Raw genomic sequence first — 17,193 nt, 5'->3', positions numbered from 1 at the left:
ATTAATATGAATAAAAAAAATTATGTAACAGCGACTTGGATTTGGGACCTTGATAGTCTCGAAGAAAATTATGAGGATGTCATTTCATTTGTAAATGAACAAGGCGTGAATTTAATTTATTTACATGTCAGCTTAAGATCATTCGATAAAGTAAACTTTCAATCGTTTATCAAAAGGGCATCAGAGGAGGATATAGAAGTCTATGCGCTTGGTGGTGACCCGAACTGGGCTTTAACCAAAAATCAGAAAAGCTTAAATGAATTTGTTTCGATCGTTAAAGGTTATAATCGTCAGGTAACCGAAGAGGAGATGTTTCAGGGAATACATGTCGATATTGAGCCTTATCTACTACCAGATTGGGAGAACAACAACGATGAGATAATTAATCAGTGGATAAATAACATCAAACATCTTACGAAACAAGCAAAGTTCGGTACAGAACTTAACATAAGTGGAGATTTCCCATTTTGGATTGATGAAGTCAAAATACCTGGGGAAAGTCAAAGTGTTGGTGAATGGATGATCTCAAAATTAGATTCCATAACCATCATGGCCTATCGAGACTACACAGATGGGAAAAATGGAATCAGATGGATTTCATCTCCTCTTGTTGAACAAGCTGCAAATCACAATAAATCCGTTGTTGTTGGAGTGAATGTTATTAAAACCAGTGAAGGCAGTCACACTACCTTCTACGATACTCCTCCTAGAGTTATGGAACAGGAGTTACGATTGCTTAAAGAGCATTTTTCAGGGCATCCAGGATTTGGAGGTATTGCTGTACATGACTACAGTTACTGGAAATCCAAGTTACTTAAATAGACGTAAAAGGAGAAAGGACTGAATATACTTAAGTCCTTTCATGTTACTTTAGAATTTATAAGTTTTGTTGGAGTTATCCCTCCTCATTAACATAACATTCTAAAGAATTATGAACATTGCTTCAAGCTTAAGCACAAGATGAATATTACGATAGAATGAAATGTAATTACTTAATTATTTTAGCTTCTTTCTGAAACTGAGATGGAGTAATTCCAGTCCATTTTTTAAAGGTGGTACTAAAATGTCGTTCGTCTTTATAACCAACCTCATCAGCAACTTCATAGATCTTAAAATCCTGTGATAGCAGAATATTGGCTTGTGAAATACGGTACTGATGTAAATAATCCAAGAATTTAATTCCTAACTCTTGTTTGAACAACGAACTTAAGTATGCACTAGAAACAAATACTTCATTAGCAATCGATTCTAAAGTTAAGTTTTTGTCATAATACCGATCCTGAATAATAGACTTTGCCCGTTGAACTGTCCGATGAACCGGTCGTTCTGAAGTTAAAATCTCAAAAACGTTTTGAAATATTTTTTTCAGTATGGATGACATATCATCAAATGTTCTCATAGTAGGCATCTGTTCGATCCAGTTAATGAAGTCATTTTCCCACTTAATTTTTGTATGTGTTTTTCCTCGTACAAATTTTTGCATTTCAATAATAAGGGCAATTGCCTTTAAGTTCACTTGATCCTTCGGGTAAAAAGTACTTTCTTTTAGATAGGTTAACCAGCTCTCCAACATATCTAGAGCAGCATCATATTGCTTATTATATATAGATTTAACCAGGTCATCTTCCAGTTTTAAAAGTTGTCTGTCATGAAGAATTAACTTATCATCACGATCAGTTAATTCTATAAAGAAAAAAGCATGCTTCTCTTTGTGGTAATAATGTTCATCCAAGGCTTGCTTAGCTTCTTTATAAGTTTGATGTAAATCATTAATTGTTTGTTTGGGATTGCCAATACCGATATAAATGGGTAATTTTAAATATCGTTTGAAGTTATCCATTAACTGAGAGAGATACGGCTTAAGCTCACTTGGTTTGTATTCAGTATCAGTATTTGCCACCCAAACTAATAATTCATGATTAAATAATACCTCCATATTCCCTTTATAAAAGGGGGATAATGTTTCTGATGTGATGTTAAGGCACGCAAATTTAAACAGCTCATAATCATCCATATAATAAGAACTTGATTGATTCGTACATCTTACTATTCCAATTTGAATATCCTGATTAGTATTAAACCGCATTTTTAAATCGTTAATACATTCTTCTTTGTTATCCGTTCGGGACTGTTCTGGGAAATGAAACCAATAGTTTAGTTTCTCAACTTTATCTAAGTAATTTCTTTTATCCGTATACTGTTCTAGTAGTTGAACTTGTTGATCCATAAGCTGTGCTTGTTCAATCTTTTGTTTTGCTTGAAGAGTTGTTTCTAAAATTTTATCTGGTAGAGCAGGTTTCAATATATAATCAAATACATTAAGCCGGATGGCATCTTTTGCATAGTTAAAATCCTCATAGCCTGTTAGCACAATTGCTTCAAAAGAAAAACCTTTATCTTTTGCCCGTTGTATAAAATTTAACCCGCTCATTCTTGGCATTTGGATATCTGTAATAACAATATTAGGATTTAGTGACTCAACTAAGTAAAGGGCTTCTTCTCCATTGCTAGCCTCTGCACAAACATCAATATTATGTTTCTGCCAGTCAATGGAAGATACAATTCCATCACGAATTGTTTGCTCATCTTCGGCAATTAATAATTTAATCAATCTTATCACTCCTTTTCCATTGAGCATCCTTTCAGCTATGCTGAAAGTCGTGTGAAATCTTGATTTCACACGATGAGTCAAAAATCAACACTGAACTTTAACATAGCCATTAAAAAGTACACTATTCAAATGAAGAATCATTTACTTAGAGGAATCCGAATTGTTACTTTTGTCCCCACTCCTTTTTTACTTTCGATCGTCATCTTCGACTTGCTGCCATATTTTATTTTTAAGCGTTCTATTATATTTATCAGTGCATAACCTGGTCGGCCCTGCCGTTCAGCCACTATCGGCTCCTTAAATTCGGTTGATTGTAGATAATCATTAAGACTTTTTAATTTGTTCTTGTCTATCCCAATTCCGTTATCCATAACTTCAATGAGGAGATCGTTTTCTTCCTTATGAACGTGAATATAAATAAAACCATTATCGTCAATAGAATCAAGTCCATGGATAAGCGCATTTTCAACAAGTGGTTGTATTAACAGCTTCGGTATCAATAATTCCTTAACTGAATCCAGCGCATTGATTTCAAAGGTGAATTTAGTAGAAAAGCGATTTTTTTGGATTGTTAAATAATTTTCTACCAAAGACAATTCATTCCCCACGGTCACAAATTCTTTTCCATCACTTAAGCTTAATCTAAAAAACTGTGATAGAGAGTAAATCATTTCAGCTATTTCCATATCGTTTTTCTTTTGGGCTTTCCAAAAGATTGTATCCAATGTGTTATATAAAAAGTGTGGATGAATTTGCGCTTGTAAAGATTTTAATTCAGCTTCTTTTTGACTAAGTTTTGATCGGTAAACGTCGTCAATCAACTTTTTAATTTGTTGTACCATCAAGTCGTAGCCTTTTCCTAGTTTACCTATTTCATCTTTGCCTCGAAATGCCACTTGTTGATTAAAATCCCCCATCTGTAATAGATACATTGATTTCGTTAGCTTTTTAAGTGGTTTTGTGATGACTAACGACACATACCACGAGAACCAAACACCTGCAAAAAAACAGAGTGCAGTCACAACTAGTGTCCAAACTTTAATCGTATTTAGTTCCGTAAGAATTTCCTTTCTAGGTTGTAAGAGGAGTACATCCCAACCGTTTTCAGTGCTTGATCGTGCTAACATCATTTCATCATTAGTAAGTGAAATTTTGTCATTCAAATCCTTAAAGTAAGGAATATCGTTCACACCTTTTCCAATCCACTGTTCGTCTGTTGATGTAACAACAGTGTTCGTGTTATTCAAAATAAACAGCTGTGCTTTATTACTTAATCCAGTCGTGTATTTGTTTCTCAATTCTTCTACGTTAATTCCAATTACTATAATTCCTAGATCTTTTAATGTGTATGAATTTTTAATAAATCTTGTAAGGATTATTTTTGTTTTACTATCTCCTTCAAATAAATTAACGTCTCCGGTTAATAATGTCCAGGATGGCTTAACCTCACGTTTTAAAGCTTCCTGGAAGTGGTATGTCTCTTTAAATTCATTAAAAGACATCGTACTAGTGACCCCTGTTTGGTTGATTGCTAGTGGCGGCACATCATCTCTAAAGCTATATAAAACGAGTGATTGAAAATCACGTTGGTTAATTAATAGACTAGAAACAATTTCGTTAATTTGTTTTCGTCTGGAAATCGAATCTTCCTGGGTAATAGGATTTAAAAATTGTTGAACACTGGAAAGAAGAAATAGGTAGTTTGTAAAATCAACAGCATCTCTAGAAATGGAATCTAATTCACTACTAATTTGGTCTGTATATTCTAGCTGTGCTATATTAATCTTCTCTAATACTTGATTTTTAGCCGTGTAATAAGAGTACCATCCGGTTACTGTAACTGTAATTAACAACAAAGGGATGAACCAAAGGAGAATCTTAAATCGAACGGGTAAATCTAGATAGGAGGTTACTAGCTTTTTCTTCTTCATAATAATCATTTCCTTGTAAATACATATGTTGTTATTCGATCGATCTCATCAAAATGTTGTCTTAAACTTCATAAAACTTATAATTTACTGTAATTGATTTTTTAAAAAATGTAAACGATATCTAAAAAATGCTACATTGTTATAATAGTCTCTATCCCATAAACTAAATATAGAAAGCGGATACAAAATTTAAAAGGTGGGAAAATGATGAAAAAACGGTTACTAATGCTAGTATCTATACTTGCTCTATCAATTACTTTAGCAGCATGTAATAGTAATGCTAAGGGATCAGAAAATTCAGATGGAAATGGGACTGACAAAGGTGATGGATCAGAGAAAGTGACATTAAACTTCTTTACACCAAATCCAGACCGAGAGACCGGTATGGGTGGTGTTGAACAACAAATTATCGATTCTTATATGGAAGAAAATCCACATGTAACGATTGAAGTGGAAGCGTTACAAGATGAACCATACAAAGATAAGATTAAAATTTATTCATCTACTGATCAACTGCCTGATATTTTGATGACATGGGGGCAATCTTCATTTATTGCACCATTAATTGATAATGGATTGTTACATGAACTTGATTCTGCTGAATTTGAAGGTATGGGATTTATCGAAGGATCTTTTGATGGATTTTCGAAAGATGGCAAACTTTACGGGGTACCAAAGAACACGGACTTTTTACCTCTTTTTATTAACAAACGACTTTTTGAAGAAAACGGATTAGAGCCTCCGAAAACAGAAGAAGAATTAATTGCAGTTTCTAAACAGTTTCGTGATTTAGGGATAAATCCAGTTGTAACGAATGGTATGGATGGTTGGATTCTGCCAATGTGGTTTGATTATGCATTACAGCGTGAAACAGGCAGCTTTGATTTGATGGATCAAGCACTTGCTGGTGATGCTTCTTATACTGACCCAGCGGTTATTGATGCAGCAGCTAAAATGAAGGGAATGGTAGATGCTGGTGTATTTGCAGAGGGCTTCTTAACTGCAGATTACGGTACTGCAAGAAACTTATTTGGACAAGAAAAAGCAGCAATGTATTTAATGGGTGCTTGGGAAATGGGACTTGCTACAGATGAAAACTTCCCAGAAAGTTTTAGAGAAAACGTAGGTGTTATCAATTACCCAGTTACTGACAAATCAGAACCAGGAGATTTATTAGCTTATAACGGTGCTGGATATTCCATTGCTGAAAACTCAGAACATAAAGAAGAGGCTGTTAAATTTTTAAAGTATTTCTATAGCTCTGAAAATTGGCCTAAACTTGTTTGGGAAAGTGGAGCAGGAATGCCAGCTCAAAAATTTGATTTAACTGGCGATGAGTCCCAACTTCAGAAAGAAATGGTCGATATCTTTAATAGTTTAACATCTGCTAGTGGTACACCAATACTTGATGAATCAACACCAGAATTTAAAGAAACAATTATGAGCCTTCATCAAGAGCTATTTACAGGTGAACTTACACCAGAAGAGTTCGGTGAAGAGTTGGATGCAGCTGCACAAAAAGCTCGAGAAGCATCAGAATAATATCTGAAGTAAATAAAATAAAGGAAGGTGATGGTGCAGCTGTGCCATCATCTTCAACATAAAGAGGAATTTGTAGATGATATTTACAGATGAAAAGAGTGGTAGAAATGAATCAGTTGATGTCTGATAAAAGAACAATCTTCTTCCTTGTTGCGCCAGGTTCTTTAATTCTTATTTCAATGATTATCTTCCCAATTGGGATGAGTATATATTATGGGTTTACAGATTGGGGAGGAATTGGAGACTACAATTTTGTTGGTTTAGAAAACTTTAAGAATATTATTTTTAATGATGAAATTTTTAGTACATCATTGATAAATGCCCTGCTTTTAACAGTGGCAACAATTCTTATTCAACACCCAATAGCAATTTTCTTATCTATTTTAATTACACATTGTGGAAGATGGGAAAAAGTATTACGTACAATTTTATTTATTCCGGCAATCATTTCGATTGTTGTAACTGCAAAATTATGGGCTAGTATATACAACCCACAATACGGATTGCTAAACAATGTCCTAGAATCAATTGGCTTATCTGCATTAAAACAGGATTGGTTAGGTAATCCGGATATAGCTATATGGTCTATTATTGTCGTAACAATGTGGCAAGGTTTTGGTTACGCGTTTTTACTTTATTATGCTGGACTAAAAGGGGTCCCAGATGAACTTTATGAGGCTGCTAAGATTGATGGAGCCAATCCATTTCAGTTATATCTTCAAGTTGTCATTCCGTTGTTAGCACCTATGATGCGTGTTGCTGTTATTATAGCTGTTATTGCATGTTTAAAACAAATGGAAGTAGTTTATTTAATGACAGGTGGCGGTCCAGGAAATAGCACACAACTACTCGGTAATTACTTGTACCAAACAGCATTTTCATCTGCACAATATGGCTATGGTAATGCAATTTCTGTGCTATTTGTCATTGTTGTTCTAATAATCACAGTAGTTTTAAACAAATTTCTGAAAAGAGATGTTGGTGAATACTAATGGAAATTCAAGGACATACAAACCAAACTATAACTATTTTACAGAAGAGGAAAAGAAAGCCACTTGGAGTGGGAAAGGTAATCCTTTATACTTTTATGGCAATTATAGGATTTTTACAAATTTTCCCATTACTTTGGTTATTTAATTATTCCTTGTTAAAAAGTGGTGATTTTTTTGGGGATACAATCTTCCAATTGCCTTCACCACCACAGTGGGGGAACTATGTTAGTGCCTTTACTCAAGGGAATGTATTACCGTACTTTTTTAATAGTGTTTTAGTTACTTTTGTTTCTGTTGCACTTACTGCATTTGTGTCTATTCTCCTAGCCTATGCGTTCACAAGAATGAAGTGGCGATTTAGTGCATTGTTCATGAATATTATTTTATTAGGTATGATGATCCCTATTCATGCTACATTATTACCAAACTTTATTATCTTTAATGAAATAGGACTGTTAAACAGTTATTGGGCGTTAATATTGCCATATACTGCATTTAACATTCCAATTAGTATGTTTATCGTGACTGGATTTATGGAAACTATTCCGAGGTCCATTGAAGAGGCGGCTGTTATTGATGGTGCCAGTATATGGAAAATCCTTTTTAAAATTATTTTTCCAATTACAAAACCAGCTATTGCAACAATAAGTGTTGTAAATTTTATAAACTGCTGGAATGAGTTTATAATGGCTTACACATTTAACACCATGGATCAGTTTAAAACATTACCATTTTCTATCGTTCAATTTGTTGGACAGTATTCCTCCAATTATGGTGCGCAATTTGCTGTAATGTCTTTAATTGCGATTCCATCTATTATCATGTACTTAATCTTTACGGATGAAATCAATAAAGGTTTAATGGCTGGTTCTGTTAAGGGTTAATTTATAGAGGGAGGAAATAGAAATGCCAATGGGTAATTTGATGGGCTGGTTATACAAAATGTGCGATTGGGTAACAAGTCTCGTTTATGTCAACTTATTATGGATAGGGTTTAGTTTGCTTGGCCTCCTCCTTTTTGGTATAGGACCAGCGACATCGGCCATGTTTACCGTTATCCGGAAATGGCTGATGGGGGAGGAGGATGTAAAAGTTTTTTTAACCTTTTGGCAAACATATAAAAAAGACTTTTTGAAAACGAATTTCCTCATATTGATTCTTTTAGCAGTGGGAGGCTTGCTGTATTTAGATTTTCTATTCATAGGTAATTTTGAAGGTATGTTAGTTAGCATTCTATCAGGATTGCTAATATTACTAACTATATTGTATTTTTTAACATTAGTGTTTGTTTTCCCAGTCTTTGTTCAATTTGAGTTGAAACCGTTACAGTACATTAAATATGCCGTTCATTTGGGTATATATTCACCGCTATCAATACTAATCATTTTAGCAAGTATACTATTTATGTATTATCTTACCTTGTTTATTCCTGCAATTTTCCCATTTTTCTCTGGGAGCATTATTAGTTTAATTATTATGTATCAAGCGGAACAATCTATTGAAAAAATTAAAAATAAGTATATTATTTCTGCCTGAAAATAGGAAGATGGCTTTAATGCCTTGGGTAAAACTCATTTTAAAGATAGAAGAGGGAAAGAGGGATTGAGTGTTCAATAATATTAACCCCTCTTTCCAATTTCTAAAATCATCCGACTGGACTCTTATCTGATGACTTATTCCCAAGCTTTCTTTGTAGTAAAAAAACCGGCTAATTCTATGCTAGCTTTTCTGTAATCTTTACGTAATTCAGTTCTTTCCTGATTCATGTGATTTAATTTCTTCTTTCGTCTCCAGAATGACTGCCGGAACTTTGGAAGGTTTACCGTCATCATCTAGGGCAACAAATGTTAAAAAAATGCCGTAGCTTCCATTTTTCCAATCATTCATTAATTTACCTCCGAATAATGTATTATGATCATTAATATCGTTAGAAAAAAAACTGCTAGTTCTCACAACCCTTGTGATTCATTTACATATTTTGATTCCATGAGTCATTGATTGAATCAAAATTTCTCCAAATGAAACATATCTGATAAGAAAAGCAAGTTAATGGAGAAATCCGAGTAGTAATGTTAAGAATAAGTTAAGTTCCATCTACTACTCTTCTTCCTGGATTCATATTTCTGTATCATAAACAATAGATTAATGTCGAAAAAAGGGTGAATCTGAGGAGGAAGGAAATGAAGGTACTATCAATTTTACAAAAGATACGGTTTAAACAGCTTAGGGACGTTCATTTATCTATTCGCTCAAGACTAATAGTTAGTTTTGCAATGGTTCTTTTATTATTAGTTACTATGAGTGTCATTATCTTTAGTAAAATGAATGCTATTTCACAAAATGATAAAGAAATTAATCAATTGTCTCTTCCTATACTCATTGAGGCAACAAATATGAATAATGATATGCTTCAAATTAATAAATATGCAAATTTAATGGTTAATTCCACCATGTCGGTAACAATAAACCGAATGCAAAGTGAAATACAAGATACGATTGATCGATTAGAAACAAGTCGAAATGAACTAGAACCATTAATAGAACGGTTAAATAACGAAGAAATAAATCAACATTACAGTGATTTTACCAATCAATGGGAAGGATACAAAGAACACATTGCAAGTACCATTGAAAATTCTATAAGTGGTAAACACCTTGTTGCAAAAGATGAGTTATATAAAGGAAATGCTTTCTTTGACCGTTCTAATCATTCACTTTTATCTATCATTGATAACGCAAAAGTAAAAATAAGTGAAGGTGTAAATGATTCAGTTCGGTTAAATGAAGAAGGGATTTCTTGGATTTTTGTCATTGCTATTAGTTCGATTATTTTTACAGTAATCCTAATTTACATAACCATTGTCGTAATCACTAAGCCCATATCACTAATTTCTCATCAAGTAAATAAAGTAGCTATAGGTGATTTTACGGTTGAACCTTTAGAAGCAAAAACGAATGATGAACTAGGACAATTAACCTCCAATTTTAATTCAATGACTCAATCATTAAGTCAAGTAATTAAAGACGTGATGCAGAATGTTAAGAGTGTAACACATACGGCTGAACATTTATCGTATAATGCGGAAGAGACAAAAGCAGGGGTAAATCAGGTTGCAGTTTCTGTTGAGCAAGTTTCATCAGAGACAAAAGAGCAGTTAGAAGGAATTAGTAAAACAGATCTTTATATGAGTGAGATCTCAAATGATATTCAAGAAGTAAAGGATAATATTCAAGCTGTTACATCTTTATCAGAAACTGCAAATCAAAACGCACATGATGGTAAAGAGGATATGAATAAAATTATTGAAAAGATAAATGAAATGGAATATAAGGTAAAAGAATCGGTAGAAAAAATAAAAAGGTTAGTACAAAAAACTTCTGAAGTGGATAAAATTGTTGATTTGATTCATGGCGTTTCTAGTCAGACAAACTTATTAGCATTAAACGCGGCAATAGAGGCTGCGAGGGCTGGAGAATCAGGAAAAGGTTTTGCTGTAGTAGCTGATGAGGTAAGAAAACTAGCCACTCAATCATCGAAAGCAACAAAAGATATTCGCTTTATTATTGAAGAAATTCAATACGACACAAGAGAAACAATGGAGTCAATGGAACAGACGAATGAAATGACAGAACAAGGGAAAGAAATTATAATAAATGCTGGTAATAATTTCGGGAAAATTGTTGATTCAACTTTTTCTGTATCCGATGAAGTAAAACAAGTGTCATTACATATAGGTAGGGTTATGGAAAGAACAAGAAATGTATTAGAGACGATTCAACAAATAGAAGCAGTTGCAAAACAAAATTCAGCAAATGCTGAAACTGTGGCTGGGATATCAGAAGAAGCAAACGCAGCAATGGAAGAGGTTTCTGACGCATTGTTAAAGCTTTCTGAGATGAGCGATAACTTAAATGGTAAGGTACAAAAGTTTATTGTCGATTAAAAATGTAATGCTTTCTTATAACGAGTATGTTACAAAATCAAAGGGGGTCAGACCCCTCAACTAAGAGGGAGTCAGACCCTTATGGGACAGACTCTTCTCCATTTATTTATATGGATCAATGGTTTGAATCGTCCCATCATTGTTATATGTTAATTCAGTATATTTTACAGAACGTTTATGATTAATACCGTTGGATAAAGAACAGTCATGATAAAATAGATACCATTTATCTTTAAATTGAACAATGGAATGGTGGGTTGTCCACCCTATTACAGGTTCAAGTATTTTTCCTTTGTAAACAAAAGGTCCTTTTGGATTTTTACTCATTGCATATGCAATCGTATGTGTTGTGCCAGTAGAATAGGAAAGGTAATAATAGTCATTATATTTATGTACCCATGCACCTTCAAAGAATCTTCTATCCTCATCACCAGCTAGGATCGGATTTCCATCTTCGTCAATGATCGAAATTTCATGAGGTTCTTCTTTGAATGTGAGCATATCATCACTTAATTCAGCGACAATCGGCCCCAATGCTGGTTCATTGGCTGCAGGACCTTCCGCATCAGGAGTAAATGTTTCCGTTTGCCATTTTTCTAATTGTCCTCCCCAGAGTCCGCCAAAATAAATATAAGATCTGTTATCATCATCTACTAAAACAGCCGGATCAATACTAAAACTCCCTGGTATGTAGCTTTCTTGGGGTGTAAAAGGCCCTGAAGGATTGGAGCTAGTAGCTACACCTATACGGAAAATATCATCTTTATCTTTGGCTGGAAAAAACAAATAATAAGTATCATTTTTATAAGCGGCATCAGGTGCCCACATTTGTTTTTTTGCCCAAGGTACGTCTTTCACATGAAGTGCTTCCCCGTGATCTATACAAGGAGAGTTAAAGTCCTCCATTGAAAGTACATGATAGTCTTCCATCGCGTATTGGTCGCCATTATCATTAGAAGGACCATCGTGGTCGAGATCATGTGACGGATAAATGTAAATTTTCCCTTCAAATACATGGGCAGAAGGATCTGCCGTATAAATATGGTCTACGATAGGTTTATGTGGCTTTGGGATTTTTTCCATATTTAGCCTCCTCATATAATTTGTTTAAAAATCTAATCTATTATCTATTTTATCCGATGAAAGCGTTGTAATCAAAAGAATAGTTTCACATGTAACAACAGCCCATTGATAGATTACGTTTCGTTTATAGGTAGGTGAAATGTTGACCGTTTTCTAAATCGACAAAATCTTTAGAAAAATGCACATTGAAAAGGCTGTTAAATATTGATAAAATAAGCACAAAGATTATGTGTAACTGGCGAAACGCGGATAACCGCAAGGGAGCACATAACATGGATTAGTCGTTCGCCTGGGCAAATGAGGTAAGGAAATTGAATCCTTGCCTTTTTCTATTTACTACTAAAAAATAGATAGGATGTTGCGAAAATGAATCGAGTTTATAACTTCTCAGCTGGTCCGTCCATGCTTCCGTTACCAGTGTTAGAAAAGGCGCAAAAAGAATTGCTAAGCTATGGTGATTCTGGTATGTCCGTCATGGAACTGAGTCACCGTTCAGCACTGTTTACTGAAATCATTACGGAAGCGGAGCAATTGATTAGACAGGTAATGGAAATTCCCGATAATTACAAGGTGCTTTTTATGCAAGGCGGAGCATCGCAGCAATTTAGTATGGTGCCAATGAATCTTCTTGTAAAAAGTAAAAAGGCAGACTTCGTTAACACGGGTTCCTGGTCGAAAAAGGCAATAAGTGAGGCGAAGAAATTTGGTGATGTTCGAGTGATTGCTTCCTCAGAGGATGAAAATTTCACTTACATCCCAAAGGTTGATCAAGGTATGATTAATCCGGAAGCGGATTATGTGCACATTACAACGAATAATACCATTGAAGGAACGGCATTTTCAGAAATTCCAGATACAGGTGATGTACCACTCGTCGCAGATATGTCCTCGAATATTTTGTCAGAACAGATCGATGTTTCAAAGTTTGGATTGATTTACGCTGGTGCACAGAAGAATATTGGACCTGCAGGATTAACGGTTGTCATTATACGTGAGGACTTAATCGGACAAGCATCAGAAACGTGTCCTGCGATGCTAAATTATAAGACGTTCAGTGATAGTGGCTCTTTGTATAATACGCCACCAACATTTAGTATTTATATGGCCAAGCTTGTTTTTGAATGGATAAATGATTTAGGCGGACTAAAGGAAATGGAACGAATCAATCGTGAAAAAGCACAAATCCTTTATGATTATATTGAGGCTTCTGACCTATTTGATTCTCCTGTTAATAAGGAAAGCAGGTCAATAATGAATATTCCATTTATTATTCCAAACCGAGATTTGGATGCCGAATTTATCAAGGAAGCAAAAGCATCAGGATTGGAAACATTAAAAGGACACCGCTCTGTCGGCGGCATGCGTGCAAGCATCTATAACGCAATGCCAATAGAAGGAGTAAAAGAACTAGTAGCTTTCATGAAGGAATTTGAAAGTAAGCATTAAATATAAGGGTGGTGCCTCACCACCCTTATAATATTGTTACACAAATTGTTTCACGAAGCTTGCTGTGTTGTTGTCTACTTTTGACCCAGAAGCTGCCATTTTCTAAGTAATCCCATGTATTTTGGGATTTTTTTATAGTCACTAGGCCTGTCTATTGGATCCTCAATGCCATTAACAAGCAAAGTAATCTTAAAACGTTCACCAGGTTCATCAATAAAATAAGAGCCAAGCTTGAAGAGATCGGCCTTTGAAAAAAGATCATGAAGACGTAAGTTGATTTGACGAAAGGCCTCCATATCCATATCACGAGTATATCCAATGTTTAAAATTAATTGCTTGCCGTCGGTGAAGTCTTCTGGTAAATAAGGTGTTGAGATAAGATATTTTAAGGGTTCATCAAATGATTCTCCCTCAACAGTATGTAAAAATAACGGACCTTTATTTCCTTTAATGAAAGTTTGAATATCTTGAAAATCAATATTCATTTCACCTGTCATTTGAATCATTTCTTTTAAGGACTCAATCGTTTGTTCCTCAATTGCATTGAAGATTAGGTTTGCATCACGAATGGTTGTGTTCGTATCAATCGTTTCCATTAGACCATCACTATTAAAATAAATAACGGCATCACATAGCTCTTTCATCCGAAAATATTGTGTGGTAGCTGTTTGAAACCTTTTTTTACCCTCAAAGCGAAAAGGGAAGCGAAAGACTCCAATTAATAAAACTCTTTTCTCTTTCAGTTCATATAGTTGGTTGGTCAAATCATCTGTTTCACTAGAGTTACCACCAATAAAGCGATAGAAGCACATGTCGTTAGGTTCTAGCTTTGCTGCCATAGCTTCTTCTGTTTCAGAAAATCCACTATTCATTTGATAAATTCTAACAGCTGTCTCCATATTGCCCTTCTCCCCACTCTGCTTTTTCTCCATTATATAAGAATAATTACATAAAACCTGTCACAGTCTGTCGAGAATAATGACTAGTTTTGTTGAAAGTAGATGATTCGGCACAAATAGAGGAACGAATGTCTGGGAATCAATAGAATTAAACCAAAGGCGTACAGTCTTGAATAGACCGTACACCTTATTATTACTAGAATTTAAATTTCAATAGGAAACTTCTTTTGTCCACTCCCCTATAAATTCTACTTCATCATATTCGAAGAAATCCTTTAAAATCTTATCTTGATCATCTAAGAAAAGCTGATCCGCTACTGCTGATACAAGTCTTGGTACACCAAATCTCATACCTGAAAGTGCGGATGCCAAAATACCACAGCTAATCAAAGCTGAATAGTTAAAAGCAAAAATACCATGTAGCTTCCTTTTACCTTGTTCATCGCGGCTTAAAAATGAAAAGCCTGTGCTAAGATAAGGATGTGCGTCTAGTATAGGACTGGCCAATTCCTCAGGGGCATGATAGCGATCACCCCAACGAGCGATGTGATTATCAACAAGCTCTAACTCTGGGCGCAAAGCAGGATCAGTACGAAGACCTGTGCTAATGATCAAGAAATCAAATGTGAATGTACCTTCAGGAGTCGTTACTTCTGCTCCCTCTATTGTTTGCTTTACATCAAGCCACGGAGAACCTAAATGAAGGTTAAAGCCAGGCCATGATGAAGCACGATTAAACGTATCGTTAGTTGGCGGTTGATTATGCTTGAAAAAATGAGCAATAGCGGCATATTTATCTGCATCTGAAAGGGTATGAAAACGTTCAATCATCCCCGATACCTCCATCTGACGGATTGGGTTGATTCGTGGCAAATCCTTTCGACGAACAAAAACATGGGCTTCCCCTACTCCTTCTGAAAGTGCAAAATTAGCATTATCAAAGGCTGATGCGCCTCCTCCAAGAATGGCAACTCTCTTCCCTTTCAGTGCTTTAAAGTCAATTGTTTCAGAGGTATGGGAATAGAGATGACTTGGTAAACTTTCTGATATCATCGGTGGCACATGCCATTCACCGCCCCCCTGAATTCCAGTAGCGAGAATTACCTTTCGTGCTAGAACGGAATTGGATGGTGCACCAGGCCCTTTTATATGAAGACGATGAATCCCTTCTTCAATCGGCTCAATTAACTGTAGCTTTACTCGATTAATAACAGGTAAATCGAGAACCTTTCGATACCATCGGAGATAGTTCATCCAGTCGCTTCGAGGAATTTTTTCTATTTCTTCCCAGCCTTCTTCTCCATGTTGAGCTTCCCACCATGATCGAAAAGTTAGAGATGGGATACCAAGGTCGACTGAGGTCAGATGCTTAGGTGTTCGTAATGTCACCATACGTGCATATGTTTCCCAGGGCCCTTCAAAGCCTTCTGGGTTTTCATCAAGGACAAGGATATTGGAGATTCGTTCACGTAAAAGTCCAAACGCTGTTGCTAACCCACTTTGTCCTCCGCCTATAATTACTGCATCATAAACATGACCCTCAGGATGTTTGAGCGGACGTACCCAGTCCTTCCCACCGAAAGCAAGATAGGAAAGATCTTTTTTTACTCGTTCTTGTAATGCCTCTAAGCTCATGTTTTATCAGTCCCCTTCAACGTCGTCTTAAGTAAAAATGTGATAAATTGTTTATTACCCACTTAACTTTCATACTCACTTGTAAAAGATATTGTTAAAATATTCAGTTATTTTATATGTTAAGTTTCATTACGTTTTATGTGACTATATTCATCGTATCATTTTTTTATCGATTATCGTATGTTTAATATATCTAAATTTTCTTTTGTTAATTGTTCAAAGTCACTAGTACATAATTGTTATCATTAAATGAAGTTAAGGAGAATGCAACATGAAATTATTTCTACCTAAGTAGTAGCTGATCGGAGGGATAGGAGAAATATTGTCGAATTGCAAGGGAGATTCCCGTAGCAATATTCGTTGCCATGGTGTAAATGAGGTGAAGATTTGTGTAAACGATGGAACTTTTTTCTGTTAAATTATCTTCCAAAATGACACCCATCATACTGCAATCTCCAATCGATGGGAGATTATGTTCAAAAGCAGCACCTGGATGTAGTGCTCCTTCACTAACGACAATGGATTCGATATATTCTTGTTTACCGAAAACGCTGTCAATTGCAATGACAAAACTATTGTCAGGGAAATGGAGGTTTGAATAAGTGGGAACAAGGGTTGTAGCATCCAATGGAAACTCAAGATTTCCTAATACGGTAAGGTGCTCAGGGTATAAGTCACGAAGAAGTGTACCAACAAAGGGGCCGAGGCTATCGCCATTAATAAGGTTGGAGCCAATTCCAACTACAAAAATGTGCTGTGTCCCTTCTGGAATAAGAGAAAATAGTGTGTTTCTAATGAATAACGGTGCTAATTTATGGTTATATGGGATTATTTTTTGAAGCGGATCAGCTGTTTTTTCCCATTCTAAATGTTGAAGCATTACTCATTCCCCCCTCATCAATCGTTCATGAATACCTTATTAGATAACTATTCTTTTTTTCTCTGATAAATCCTTCTAAATGAACGAGGTAAATAATGGTAATTTTTAAAATAAAAAAGGATCGAGCATGAGGTTTAAAGTGGTCCCTATGTCAAGGACACTTTTAAAAAAAGGCCTTAAATTTTAATAATTAATAGCGTATTCTTCCGGTAAGGAGGAGATACGACATA

14 protein-coding genes and 1 riboswitch are annotated in these 17,193 nt (G+C 35.2%); of the genes, 7 read left to right on the top strand and 7 right to left on the bottom strand.

Annotation, left to right across the window (positions count from 1 at the left end; all coding sequences use genetic code 11):
* The first annotated feature begins 6 nt into the window (after window positions 1-6).
* On the top strand, window positions 7-822 hold the full coding sequence (locus JOC48_RS17135) for a hypothetical protein (protein WP_204501640.1): 816 nt from the start codon (window positions 7-9) through the stop codon (window positions 820-822).
* 166 nt (window positions 823-988) lie between these two features.
* Here JOC48_RS17135 and JOC48_RS17130 read toward each other — a convergent pair whose 3' ends face one another.
* Entirely contained in the window at window positions 989-2,611 is a 1,623-nt protein-coding gene (locus tag JOC48_RS17130; RefSeq protein ID WP_204501639.1) for an AraC family transcriptional regulator, read from the bottom strand.
* Window positions 2,612-2,748: 137 nt separating this feature from the next.
* Window positions 2,749-4,542, bottom strand: coding sequence for a sensor histidine kinase (locus JOC48_RS17125; RefSeq protein ID WP_204501638.1), 1,794 nt, complete (start codon window positions 4,540-4,542; stop codon window positions 2,749-2,751).
* A gap of 207 nt (window positions 4,543-4,749) precedes the next feature.
* Between JOC48_RS17125 and JOC48_RS17120 the strand changes: the two genes are divergently transcribed.
* From JOC48_RS17120 to JOC48_RS17105, 4 genes are all read left to right on the top strand, one after another.
* Window positions 4,750-6,084 (top strand): ABC transporter substrate-binding protein, encoded by a 1,335-nt coding sequence (locus tag JOC48_RS17120; RefSeq protein WP_204501637.1) that lies wholly within the window; start codon window positions 4,750-4,752, stop codon window positions 6,082-6,084.
* 89 nt (window positions 6,085-6,173) lie between these two features.
* Window positions 6,174-7,076: a carbohydrate ABC transporter permease gene (locus JOC48_RS17115; RefSeq protein ID WP_239584445.1), complete on the top strand. Its 903-nt coding sequence runs from the start codon at window positions 6,174-6,176 to the stop codon at window positions 7,074-7,076.
* Window positions 7,076-7,960, top strand: coding sequence for a carbohydrate ABC transporter permease (locus tag JOC48_RS17110; RefSeq protein WP_204501636.1), 885 nt, complete (start codon window positions 7,076-7,078; stop codon window positions 7,958-7,960). Before JOC48_RS17115 ends, JOC48_RS17110 begins: the two co-directional genes overlap by 1 nt.
* Before the next feature lie 22 nt (window positions 7,961-7,982).
* The gene (locus tag JOC48_RS17105; protein WP_204501635.1) at window positions 7,983-8,612 is read left to right on the top strand and encodes a YesL family protein; all 630 of its coding nucleotides are present in this window, start codon (window positions 7,983-7,985) and stop codon (window positions 8,610-8,612) included.
* A 210-nt stretch (window positions 8,613-8,822) separates the two neighbouring features.
* Here JOC48_RS17105 and JOC48_RS21690 read toward each other — a convergent pair whose 3' ends face one another.
* A complete protein-coding gene (locus JOC48_RS21690; RefSeq protein WP_338024341.1) occupies window positions 8,823-8,963 on the bottom strand; it encodes a hypothetical protein in 141 nt (46 codons plus the stop codon).
* A 293-nt stretch (window positions 8,964-9,256) separates the two neighbouring features.
* On the opposite strand from JOC48_RS21690, the gene JOC48_RS17095 reads away from it, so the two are divergent.
* The gene (locus JOC48_RS17095; protein ID WP_204501634.1) at window positions 9,257-11,020 is read left to right on the top strand and encodes a methyl-accepting chemotaxis protein; all 1,764 of its coding nucleotides are present in this window, start codon (window positions 9,257-9,259) and stop codon (window positions 11,018-11,020) included.
* 102 nt (window positions 11,021-11,122) lie between these two features.
* Here JOC48_RS17095 and JOC48_RS17090 read toward each other — a convergent pair whose 3' ends face one another.
* The gene (locus JOC48_RS17090) at window positions 11,123-12,103 is read right to left on the bottom strand and encodes a glycoside hydrolase family 43 protein (protein ID WP_204501633.1); all 981 of its coding nucleotides are present in this window, start codon (window positions 12,101-12,103) and stop codon (window positions 11,123-11,125) included.
* Between the two features lie 221 nt (window positions 12,104-12,324).
* Window positions 12,325-12,405: riboswitch (ZMP/ZTP riboswitch) on the top strand.
* 64 nt (window positions 12,406-12,469) lie between these two features.
* Here JOC48_RS17090 and serC point away from each other — a divergent pair.
* Window positions 12,470-13,549, top strand: a complete 1,080-nt coding sequence (serC, locus tag JOC48_RS17085; RefSeq protein WP_204501632.1) for a 3-phosphoserine/phosphohydroxythreonine transaminase — start codon at window positions 12,470-12,472, stop codon at window positions 13,547-13,549.
* 74 nt (window positions 13,550-13,623) lie between these two features.
* Here the strand turns inward: serC and JOC48_RS17080 are convergent, their stop codons facing one another.
* The 3 genes from JOC48_RS17080 to yyaC form a co-directional block, all read right to left on the bottom strand.
* The gene (locus JOC48_RS17080) at window positions 13,624-14,481 is read right to left on the bottom strand and encodes an FtsZ/tubulin family protein (RefSeq protein ID WP_204501631.1); all 858 of its coding nucleotides are present in this window, start codon (window positions 14,479-14,481) and stop codon (window positions 13,624-13,626) included.
* A gap of 177 nt (window positions 14,482-14,658) precedes the next feature.
* The gene (locus tag JOC48_RS17075) at window positions 14,659-16,083 is read right to left on the bottom strand and encodes an NAD(P)-binding domain-containing protein (protein ID WP_204501630.1); all 1,425 of its coding nucleotides are present in this window, start codon (window positions 16,081-16,083) and stop codon (window positions 14,659-14,661) included.
* A gap of 283 nt (window positions 16,084-16,366) precedes the next feature.
* Entirely contained in the window at window positions 16,367-16,963 is a 597-nt protein-coding gene (gene yyaC, locus JOC48_RS17070) for a spore protease YyaC (RefSeq protein ID WP_204501629.1), read from the bottom strand.
* Window positions 16,964-17,193: the final 230 nt, after the last annotated feature.

The sequence above is a fragment of the Aquibacillus albus genome (genome assembly GCF_016908325.1).
Lineage (GTDB): Bacteria > Bacillota > Bacilli > Bacillales > Amphibacillaceae > Aquibacillus_A > Aquibacillus_A albus.
Note: the sequence above shows the minus strand (reverse complement) of the source record. Positions and strands in the feature narration are given on the sequence as shown.

Bases quoted from the DNA above. Each gene is read 5' to 3' on its own strand.
- JOC48_RS17135 (WP_204501640.1), top strand. From the start codon at position 7: ATGAATAAAAAAAATTATGTAACAGCGACTTGGATTTGGGACCTTGAT.
- JOC48_RS17125 (WP_204501638.1), bottom strand. From the start codon at position 4,542: ATGAAGAAGAAAAAGCTAGTAACCTCCTATCTAGATTTACCCGTTCGA.
- JOC48_RS17120 (WP_204501637.1), top strand. From the start codon at position 4,750: ATGAAAAAACGGTTACTAATGCTAGTATCTATACTTGCTCTATCAATT.
- JOC48_RS17115 (WP_239584445.1), top strand. From the start codon at position 6,174: ATGAAAAGAGTGGTAGAAATGAATCAGTTGATGTCTGATAAAAGAACA.
- JOC48_RS17110 (WP_204501636.1), top strand. From the start codon at position 7,076: ATGGAAATTCAAGGACATACAAACCAAACTATAACTATTTTACAGAAG.
- JOC48_RS17105 (WP_204501635.1), top strand. From the start codon at position 7,983: ATGCCAATGGGTAATTTGATGGGCTGGTTATACAAAATGTGCGATTGG.
- JOC48_RS21690 (WP_338024341.1), bottom strand. From the start codon at position 8,963: ATGAATGATTGGAAAAATGGAAGCTACGGCATTTTTTTAACATTTGTT.
- JOC48_RS17095 (WP_204501634.1), top strand. From the start codon at position 9,257: ATGAAGGTACTATCAATTTTACAAAAGATACGGTTTAAACAGCTTAGG.
- JOC48_RS17090 (WP_204501633.1), bottom strand. From the start codon at position 12,103: ATGGAAAAAATCCCAAAGCCACATAAACCTATCGTAGACCATATTTAT.
- serC (WP_204501632.1), top strand. From the start codon at position 12,470: ATGAATCGAGTTTATAACTTCTCAGCTGGTCCGTCCATGCTTCCGTTA.
- JOC48_RS17080 (WP_204501631.1), bottom strand. From the start codon at position 14,481: ATGGAGAAAAAGCAGAGTGGGGAGAAGGGCAATATGGAGACAGCTGTT.
- JOC48_RS17075 (WP_204501630.1), bottom strand. From the start codon at position 16,083: ATGAGCTTAGAGGCATTACAAGAACGAGTAAAAAAAGATCTTTCCTAT.
- yyaC (WP_204501629.1), bottom strand. From the start codon at position 16,963: ATGCTTCAACATTTAGAATGGGAAAAAACAGCTGATCCGCTTCAAAAA.